This window comes from Streptomyces synnematoformans, from assembly GCF_039531005.1.
Lineage (GTDB): Bacteria > Actinomycetota > Actinomycetes > Streptomycetales > Streptomycetaceae > Streptomyces > Streptomyces synnematoformans.
On sequence record NZ_BAAAPF010000261.1, the window covers coordinates 1329 to 10050 of the forward strand.

Sequence of the window (8722 nt, forward strand, 5' to 3'; positions counted from 1 at the left end):
CGGGCTGTGAGCACAGCGCGCACCTTTGAATGATTCGCTCGCTCCGCTCGCTCATGCGCCAGCCTCACTTCGCTCGGCGGGCTGTGAGCACAGCGCGCACCTTTGAATGATTCGCTCGCTCCGCTCGCTCATCGGCCGTCCTCCCGCCCGGCGCCGCGGTCGCCGCCGTTCCCGCCGGGCGTCTCCGCCGCCCCCGGCGGGTGCGTCGCCCACTCCAGCAGTCCCGCGAACGCCCGGTTCAGCAGCGCCGAGTCGGCCGGCCGCAGCGGGCGCTGCGCCATCAGCAGCGCCTGCCCGTACAGCGCCTCCACCGCGCTGCCCACCAGCTCCGGGGCGCCCAGCCCGCTGATCCGGCGCACCAGCGGGCTGCGGTGGTTGAGTACGAGCCGGGCGCGCGGCGTGCCGCCGCGCAGGCTGCCGAGGATGTCCGCCCACAGCTCGTCGGCCTGCTCCTCCTCGTCCGCCCGCGCCCGCTCGTGCCGGGCGGCGCGGTCGTCGAGGTGGAGGGCCGGCACGGTCAGCGGGTGGAACGCGCGCAGCACGACGTCGCACGCGAGCGGGTCGAGGCGGGCCCGGGCGACGCCGAGGAAGCCGGACAGGGCCAGCTCCTCGGCCGGGTCGACGCCGTCCAGATGGGCGGTGACGGTGTCCGGGTCCAGCTCGGCGACCGCGGTCCCGGGCCGGGCCCGGGGCAGCAGCTCGACCAGCTCCGCGTCGTACGTGTAGCCGCCGTTGACGACGCCGATGCCCTGCGCCGACGCGATCGGCGCCACCTGCCGGAACTCCTCCACGCTGCGGGTGAAGTGCACCACCGGGTGGCGCTGCGCGAACTCCGCCAGCGACAGCTGCCCGTCGGTGGTCTCGAACGGCAGCCACGGCAGCATCAGGTGCAGCATCTCCTCGTCGTGCCGCGCGAGCGACTTCACGCCCAGGTGGTGCACGGCGAGGAACTGCGCGAGCCGGTCCGGGTCGGCGGCGGCCAGCGACGTCAGCCAGTCGCGTACGGCGCCGCCGAGCGCCTCGCGTACGGCGGTGAGCGTCTCGTCCTCGTACAGCGCCTCCCGCGAGGCGGTCGGGCGCAGGCTGTCGGTGTCGACGACGCAGCGGACGAAGAACGCCCAGTCCGGCAGCAGCCCTTCGGCGCGCGCGGTGAGCAGCATGCCCTTCAGGTGCACGCGGTGCCCGGCGCGCTGCGTGGGGCTGACGGCGGACGGCAGCACGTACGCGACCCCGCGCACGCCCGCGAGCGGCACGTTCAGCTCGACGGCGTCGAGCGGGGTGAAGCCGAAGACGTCCCGGCAGTGGCCCGCGAGCGCCACCCGGCGGGCCGCCGGACTCGGGTACGGGCGGTCCCAGACGGCGGGCAGGTCGGTGACCGGCGTCCCGCCGACGCGCACGTCGTACGGCAGGAGCGAGCCGAAGTCGCGGGCGAGTTCGGTGACCCGCGCCGGGTCGAACCACTCGGCGCAGCCGGGCCGCGGCGTCAGGTACACGGTGGTCCCGGGCTCCGGGCGGGCGGCCGGGGGGAGGGTCCGTACCGTGTACGAACCGTCGTCGGCGGCCGTCCACTCCACCGGCGGCGCCGCCGGCTCCCGGGCCGACCTGCTGACCACCCGGATCCGCTCGGCGACCAGGAAGCACGCCAGCAGCCCGATGCCGAACCGGCCCAGGAACCCGGCCCGCGCGGACTCCAGGTCCCCGGCGCGCTTGGAGCTGCGGCCGATGGTGGCGAGCAGCTCGTGCATCTCGGCCTCCGTCAGCCCCACGCCGCTGTCCTCGACGCGCAGCCCGGCCGCCGGGCCGCCGGGGCGGTCCGCGGAGGCCGCGTCCGGCGCCGCGTACAGCCGGATCCGGTCCGGTGCGGCGGGATCGGCCGCGCGCCGCGCGGTGACGGCGTCGACCGCGTTCTGCAGCAGCTCGCGCAGATAGACCCGCGGACTGGAATAGAGGTGGTGCGAAAGCAGGTCGACCAGGCCGCGCAGGTCGACCTGAAAGGTGTGGGACGAGGCGTGCGCAGCGTTCTCAGAAGTCATCGCGGAAGCGCCGGCGGGGGGTGGGCGGGCGGCGCGGGTCGGGCGATCCCGTCGGCACCGGTGATCGCGAGGGGGAGTTCGGGGCGGACCATCGTAGAACCGGGCGGCCTCCGGTTACCAGGGTTCCCGCGCACTGTCGGCCCCATGGTGTGCAATGGACGCGTGTCCGTGCTGGAAGAGCCTCTGAAGACGTCCGTCGGCGACCGGACCGCCAAAGCGATGGCGGAGCACCTCGGGCTGCACACCGTCGGCGACCTGCTGCACCACTACCCGCGGCGGTACGCCGAGCGCGGCGAGCTGACGCGGCTGGCCGACCTGGAGGTCGACGAGCACGTCACGGTCGTCGCGCAGGTGGAGAAGGCCGCCATGCTCGGCACGGGCCGGGGGCGCCGCCTCGAAGTGGTCATCACCGACGGCAGCGGCCGGCTGACCCTCGTCTTCTTCGGCCGCGGCGCGTACCACCCGCAGAAGGAGCTGCTGCCCGGCCGCCGCGCCCTCTTCGCCGGCAAGGTCACCGTCTTCAACCGCAAGCGGCAGCTCGCCCACCCCGACTACAAGCCGCTGGCGGGCCGGGACGACCGGGACGGCCGGGCCGCCCGCAGCGAGGACGCCGCCGCCGACGAGTGGGCGAACAAGCTCCTGCCGCTGTACCCGGCCTGCCGCCAGCTCGCCTCCTGGCAGCTCCAGCAGGCCGTCGACACCGTGCTCGACGGCCTGGAGGCCACGGGCTGGGAGGGCGTCGCCGACCCGCTGCCCGCCGCGCTGCGCGCGGAGCGCGGGCTCGTCCCGCTGCGGGAGGCCCTCGTCAAGGTCCACCGGCCGCGTACCAAGGCCGACCTGTGGGCGGCGCGCGAGCGGCTGAAGTGGGACGAGGCGTTCGTCCTCCAGGTCGCCCTGGCCCGGCGCCGGCACGCGGACGGCCAGCTGCCCGCCGTGCCGCGGGTCGCGCCCGCCGAGGGGCTGCTCGCGGACTTCGACGCCCGGCTGCCGTTCACCCTCACCGAGGGGCAGCGGGCCGTCTCCGCCGACATCTTCGCCGACCTGGCCACCGACCACCCCATGCACCGCCTGCTGCAGGGCGAGGTGGGCTCCGGCAAGACGCTCGTGGCGCTGCGCGCGATGCTCGCCGTCGTGGCCGCGGGCGGGCAGGCGGCGCTGCTCGCGCCGACCGAGGTGCTGGCGCAGCAGCACCACCGGTCGATCACCGAGATGATGGGCGACCTGGCCGAGGCCGGCCTCCTCGGCGGCGCCGAACACGGGACGAAGGTCGTGCTGCTCACCGGCTCCACGAGCGCGGCGGCGCGCCGCGGCGCGCTGCTCGACCTGGCCGTCGGCGAGGCCGGGATCGTCGTCGGGACGCACGCGCTCATCGAGGACCAGGTGCAGTTCCACGACCTGGGCCTGGTCGTCGTCGACGAGCAGCACCGCTTCGGCGTCGAGCAGCGGGACGCGCTGCGCGCGAAGGGCAACCGCGGCGACGCCAAGCGCACGCCGCACCTGCTGGTCATGACCGCCACGCCCATCCCGCGCACGGTCGCGATGACGGTCTTCGGCGACCTGGAGACCTCCGTGCTCGACCAGCTCCCGGCCGGCCGCTCGCCGATCGCCAGCCACGTCGTGCCGGCCGCCGACAAGCCGCACTTCCTCTCCCGCGCCTGGGAGCGGGTGCGCGAGGAGGTCGAGGGCGGCCACCAGGCGTACGTCGTCTGCCCCCGCATCGGCGACTCCGCGGAGGAGCCGGAGGGCAGGGGCGCCGCGGGGGCCGGCAAGGCGCCCGGCGGGAAGGGCGCGAAGCCGGCGCCGTCGCCGGAGGACGAGGCGGAGAAGCGCCCGCCGCTGGCGGTGCTGGACGTCGCCGCGCAGCTCTCCGCCGGCCCCGGGGCGCCGCTGGCGGGGCTCCGGGTCGAGGTGCTGCACGGCCGGATGCAGCCGGACGCCAAGGACGACGTGATGCGCCGCTTCGCCGCCGGCGAGGTGGACGTGCTGGTCGCCACCACCGTCATCGAGGTCGGCGTCAACGTCCCGAACGCCACCGTCATGGTCATCATGGACGCCGACCGCTTCGGCGTCTCCCAGCTCCACCAACTGCGTGGCCGGGTCGGCCGCGGCTCGGCCGCGGGGCTGTGCCTGCTGGTCACCGAGATGCCGGAGGGCACCCCGGCCCGCACCCGGCTGGACGCGGTGGCCGCCACGCAGGACGGCTTCCGGCTCTCCCGTATCGACCTGGAGCAGCGCCGCGAGGGCGACGTGCTCGGGCAGGCGCAGTCCGGGGCCCGCTCCAGCCTGAAGATGCTCGCGGTCATCGACGACGAGGACGTCATCGCCGAGGCCCGCGACGCGGCGGCGGCGCTCGTGGCGGCGGACCCGGAGCTGACGGCGTACCCGGAGCTGCGCGGGGCGCTGGCGAGCCTGCTGGACGACGAGCGGGAGCAGTTCCTCGACAAGGGCTGAGGCCGGCGGCACCGCGGCCGTCACCCCGGGGCATATCGTGGGACGGACCGCGCCCGTGAGGACAAGGACACCCAGCAGCCATGACCCGCGTGATCGCCGGAACCGCCGGCGGGCGGCGCCTCGCGGTGCCACCCGGCACCGGCACCCGGCCCACGTCCGACCGCGCCCGCGAGGGCCTCTTCTCCACCTGGCAGGCCCTGCTCGGCCCGCTCGACGGCCTGCGCGTCCTCGACCTGTACGGCGGCTCCGGCGCCGTCGGCCTGGAGGCGCTGTCCCGTGGCGCCGGGCACGCGCTGCTCGTCGAGGCCGACGCCCGCGCCGCCCGCGTCATCCGGCGGAACGCCCGCGCCCTCGGCCTGCCCGGCGCCGAGGTGCGCGCCGCCCGCGCGGAGCAGGTCGTCGCCGGGCCGCCGCCCCCGGACCCGTACGACGTGGCCTTCCTCGACCCGCCGTACGAGGTCGCCGACGCCGCGGTCGGCGAGATCCTCGTCACACTCCGTACCCACGACTGGCTGTCGCCGGGCGCGCTCGTCACCGTGGAGCGCAGCACCCGGGGCGGCGGATTCCCCTGGCCCGGCGGGTTCGAGGGGCTGCGGGCCAGGCGCTACGGCGAGGGCACGCTCTGGTACGGTCGCGCCGCCGCCCCCGGGCCCTGACCGCCCGCCCCACCGACCCCGTTCCCGTTCCGTTCCCGACTCCCGCCCCGCCCCCGTCTGCCGAGACCCTCATGACCCTCACGACCGGATCCGAGAGCGAGGAACCTCCCGTGCGCCGCGCCGTCTGTCCGGGGTCCTTCGACCCCGTCACCAACGGACATCTCGACATCATCGCCAGAGCCTCGAAGCTCTACGACGTCGTGCACGTCGCCGTGATGATCAACAAGTCGAAGAAGGGGCTGTTCACCGTCGAGGAGCGGATGGACCTGATCCGCGAATGCACGACGGAGTACGGCAACGTGGAGGTCGAGAGCTTCCACGGGCTGCTCGTCGACTACTGCAAGGAGCGCGACATCCCCGCCATCGTCAAGGGGCTGCGCGCCGTCAGCGACTTCGACTACGAGCTGCAGATGGCCCAGATGAACAACGGCCTCTCGGGCGTGGAGACCCTCTTCGTCCCCACCAACCCGACCTACAGCTTCCTCTCCTCCAGCCTGGTCAAGGAGGTCGCCACCTGGGGCGGCGACGTGTCCCACCTCGTGCCGCCGGTGGTCGACCGGGCACTTGGCGAACGCCTCACCAACTCCTAGCCGGGCGCCGTAGAGTCTTCAACCATGGACGTGCAGAGGAAGCTCGACGAGATCGCGGAGGCCCTGCAGGGCGCGCGGTCCATGCCCATGTCGGCGTCGTGCGTGGTCAACCGTGCCGAGCTGCTCGGCATGCTGAACGAGGTGCGCGAGGCCCTGCCCGGGTCGCTGGCCCAGGCGCAGCAGCTGCTCGGCGGGCGCGAGCAGGTGGTCGAGGAGGCGCGCCGGGAGGCCGAGCAGATCCTCGACGAGGCGCAGCGGCAGCGCAGCGCACTGATCTCGGACACCGAGGTGGCCCGGCGCGCCCAGGCCGAGGCCGACCGGATCCTCGGCGCGGCCCGCCAGGAGGCCGAGCAGATCAGCGTCGAGGCCGACGACTACGTCGACAGCAAGCTCGCCAACTTCGAGGTCGTCCTCACCAAGACCATCGGCTCGGTCGACCGCGGCCGGGACAAGCTGCTGGGCCGCGCCCCGGGGTACGACGACCCGCAGGGCTTCGACGCGGCCGGCGAGGGCCCCGACGCGGCGCCGGAGCGCAGCGCCGACCCGGAGGAGCAGCGCAGGCGCGCCGACACCTACGTCGACGCGCAGTTCCAGGCGTTCCAGTCGGTGCTGGCCAAGACCCTGGAGGCGGTCGGCCGCGGCCGGCAGAAGCTGCAGGGCGCCCGGCCCACGGACCAGCTCGGCGAGACCTTCGGCCAGGCCGGCCAGGGGCGCCCGGGCTCCGACGAGAGCTACCTGGCCGAGCTGGCCGAGCTGGCCGACGACCCGGCGCCGGCGCCGCCACCTGCCCAGGCCCCGCCGCAGGCCGTCCCGCAGCCCGCCGCCGCGGCGTACTACGACGGCACCGCCGCGCAGGGGTACGCCCCCGCCGGCTACCCGCAGCCGGAGCAGCCGGACTACCCGCAGGACTACGGCCAGGGCTACCAGCAGGGGTACCAGCAGGGCTACGAGCAGCCCGACCCCGGCTACGGCTGGCCGCAGCAGGCCGGCCAGCCGGAGCAGCCCGGGCCCGGCCCGTACGCCGACGCCGCCCAGCAGGCCCCGTACGGCCAGGGCGAGGCGCACGTGCCGCAGCACGGCGGCTACCCCCCGGCGCCGGCCGCGCTGGACGAGACGAGCCTCTTCGACACCGGCATGATCGACATGGAGCAGCTGCGGCAGTACGACGACCGCGGCCGCTGAGCCGCCGGCGGGGCGCCCGCGGACCGGGCGCCCGGATTGGGCCCTGGGCGCGGTCTGGCGTATTCTGGATCCTCGCCGTATCGCACCGCGCCCGTCCCTGCCCGTCACGCGCAGGGTGCACGAAAGCAGGAAAGCCCTGAAAGCCCATCCGGACCACCGCGCCCCGCTCGTGTTCGACACACGGGACCTGGGCCGTCGTCCCGGTACGCTCAAGCGGCTGACCCGCACCGTGCCGGCGCCCAAGGACCTCGGCAACGAGGTCGTGGGCGTGCCGGAGGACGACCCCGTCGAGATCGAGCTGCGGCTCGAGTCGGTGATGGAGGGCGTGCTCGTCACGGGCACCGCCCGGGCACGGGCGACGGGTGAGTGCGTAAGGTGTCTGGAGCCGCTCGAACAGGAGATTCGAGTGGACTTCCAGGAGATGTACTCCTACCCGGAGACCGACGCCAGGGGCCGCGTGGCCCGCGGCGGCGGGTCCGGCGCGGACGCCGAGGAGGCGGACGCGGAGGAGGAGACGCTCTACCTTGAGGACGACATGTTCGACCTCGAACCGGAGCTGCGCGACGCGGTGGTGCTCGCACTGCCGCTGCAGCCGGTGTGCCGGGAGGACTGCCCGGGCCTGTGCCCCGACTGCGGGGCGCGGCTCGCGGACGACCCGGACCACCGCCACGACGTCGTCGACCCCCGGTGGGCGGCGTTGCAGGGACTCGCCGAGACCGTCCCGGACGGCGAGAAGGACGACACGAGCGGCGCTGACGACGGCGCCGGCGAGAAGCAGGAGAAGTAGCCGTGGCCGTTCCGAAGCGGAAGATGTCGCGCAGCAACACGCGCCACCGCCGGTCGCAGTGGAAGGCTGCGGTCCCGCACCTGGTGGCGTGCGAGCGCTGCCACGAGCCCAAGCAGCAGCACATCGCCTGCCCGAACTGCGGCACGTACAACCGCCGCCAGGTCCTCGAGGTCTGAGCGACGGGGAGAAGGCTCATGTCAGATGCCACTACGCCGCGGAAGGCGCCGGCTGGACATCCGGATACGGCCTCGTCCCCCCAGGTCCTGGAAGGGCGGCTCGGGTACGAACTCGAGCCCGCCCTTCTGGTACGCGCCCTGACCCACCGCTCGTTCGCGTACGAGAACGGCGGTCTGCCCACCAACGAGCGGCTGGAGTTCCTCGGGGACTCGGTGCTCGGCCTGGTGGTCACCGACACGCTGTTCCGGGGCCACCCCGATCTGCCCGAGGGCCAGCTGGCCAAGCTCCGGGCCGCGGTGGTCAATTCGCGTGCGCTCGCCGAGGTGAGCCGCGGGCTCGACCTCGGCGCGTTCATCCGGCTCGGCCGGGGCGAGGAGGGCACGGGCGGCAGGGACAAGGCGTCGATCCTCGCGGACACGCTGGAGGCCGTCATCGGCGCGGTCTACCTGGACAAGGGACTCGACGCGGCGTCGGAGCTGGTGCACCGGCTGTTCGACCCGCTGATCGAGAAGTCCTCGAACCTCGGGGCGGGACTGGACTGGAAGACGTCGCTGCAGGAGCTGACGGCCGCCAGAGGGCTGGGCGTGCCGGAGTACCTGGTCAGCGAGACCGGCCCGGACCACGAGAAGACCTTCACGGCTGCCGCCCGCGTCGGTGGTGTCACGTACGGCACCGGCACCGGCCGCAGCAAGAAGGAAGCGGAGCAGCAGGCGGCGGACACCGCCTGGCGCGCGATCAGCGCGGCGGGGGCGGACGGCGACGCCGGCAAGGGCGCGGGGAGCAACGGCTCCGCGGCGCCGGGGACCGAGCCCGCGGAGCCGGCCGAGGAGGAGCCGGAGCCGCAGG

General features: G+C 74.6%; 8 protein-coding genes. 7 read left to right on the forward strand and 1 reads right to left on the reverse strand.

Annotation, left to right across the window (positions count from 1 at the left end):
• Positions 1–128: 128 nt before the first annotated feature.
• Positions 129–2033 (reverse strand): HSP90 family protein, encoded by a 1905-nt coding sequence (locus tag ABD317_RS28030; protein ID WP_344293208.1) that lies wholly within the window; start codon positions 2031–2033, stop codon positions 129–131.
• A 162-nt stretch (positions 2034–2195) separates the two neighbouring features.
• On the opposite strand from ABD317_RS28030, the gene recG reads away from it, so the two are divergent.
• The 7 genes from recG to rnc all read left to right on the forward strand — a co-directional run.
• Positions 2196–4484: an ATP-dependent DNA helicase RecG gene (recG, locus tag ABD317_RS28035; protein WP_344293210.1), complete on the forward strand. Its 2289-nt coding sequence runs from the start codon at positions 2196–2198 to the stop codon at positions 4482–4484.
• Between the two features lie 80 nt (positions 4485–4564).
• Positions 4565–5140: a 16S rRNA (guanine(966)-N(2))-methyltransferase RsmD gene (gene rsmD / locus ABD317_RS28040; RefSeq protein ID WP_344293212.1), complete on the forward strand. Its 576-nt coding sequence runs from the start codon at positions 4565–4567 to the stop codon at positions 5138–5140.
• Positions 5141–5250: 110 nt separating this feature from the next.
• Complete coding sequence (gene coaD / locus ABD317_RS28045; RefSeq protein ID WP_344293214.1) at positions 5251–5730, forward strand: pantetheine-phosphate adenylyltransferase; 480 nt, start codon at positions 5251–5253, stop codon at positions 5728–5730.
• A 24-nt stretch (positions 5731–5754) separates the two neighbouring features.
• Positions 5755–6912: a F0F1 ATP synthase subunit B gene (locus ABD317_RS28050; RefSeq protein WP_344293216.1), complete on the forward strand. Its 1158-nt coding sequence runs from the start codon at positions 5755–5757 to the stop codon at positions 6910–6912.
• A gap of 169 nt (positions 6913–7081) precedes the next feature.
• Entirely contained in the window at positions 7082–7699 is a 618-nt protein-coding gene (locus ABD317_RS28055; protein WP_344293218.1) for a YceD family protein, read from the forward strand.
• Between the two features lie 2 nt (positions 7700–7701).
• The gene (rpmF, locus tag ABD317_RS28060; RefSeq protein ID WP_018844671.1) at positions 7702–7875 is read left to right on the forward strand and encodes a 50S ribosomal protein L32; all 174 of its coding nucleotides are present in this window, start codon (positions 7702–7704) and stop codon (positions 7873–7875) included.
• Positions 7876–7893: 18 nt separating this feature from the next.
• Positions 7894–8722, forward strand: an 829-nt coding sequence (gene rnc / locus ABD317_RS28065) for a ribonuclease III (protein WP_344293224.1), incomplete at its 3' end; no start/stop codon positions are given.

Bases quoted from the DNA above. Each gene is read 5' to 3' on its own strand.
- ABD317_RS28050 (WP_344293216.1), top strand. From the start codon at position 5,755: ATGGACGTGCAGAGGAAGCTCGACGAGATCGCGGAGGCCCTGCAGGGC.
- ABD317_RS28030 (WP_344293208.1), bottom strand. From the start codon at position 2,033: ATGACTTCTGAGAACGCTGCGCACGCCTCGTCCCACACCTTTCAGGTC.
- rsmD (WP_344293212.1), top strand. From the start codon at position 4,565: ATGACCCGCGTGATCGCCGGAACCGCCGGCGGGCGGCGCCTCGCGGTG.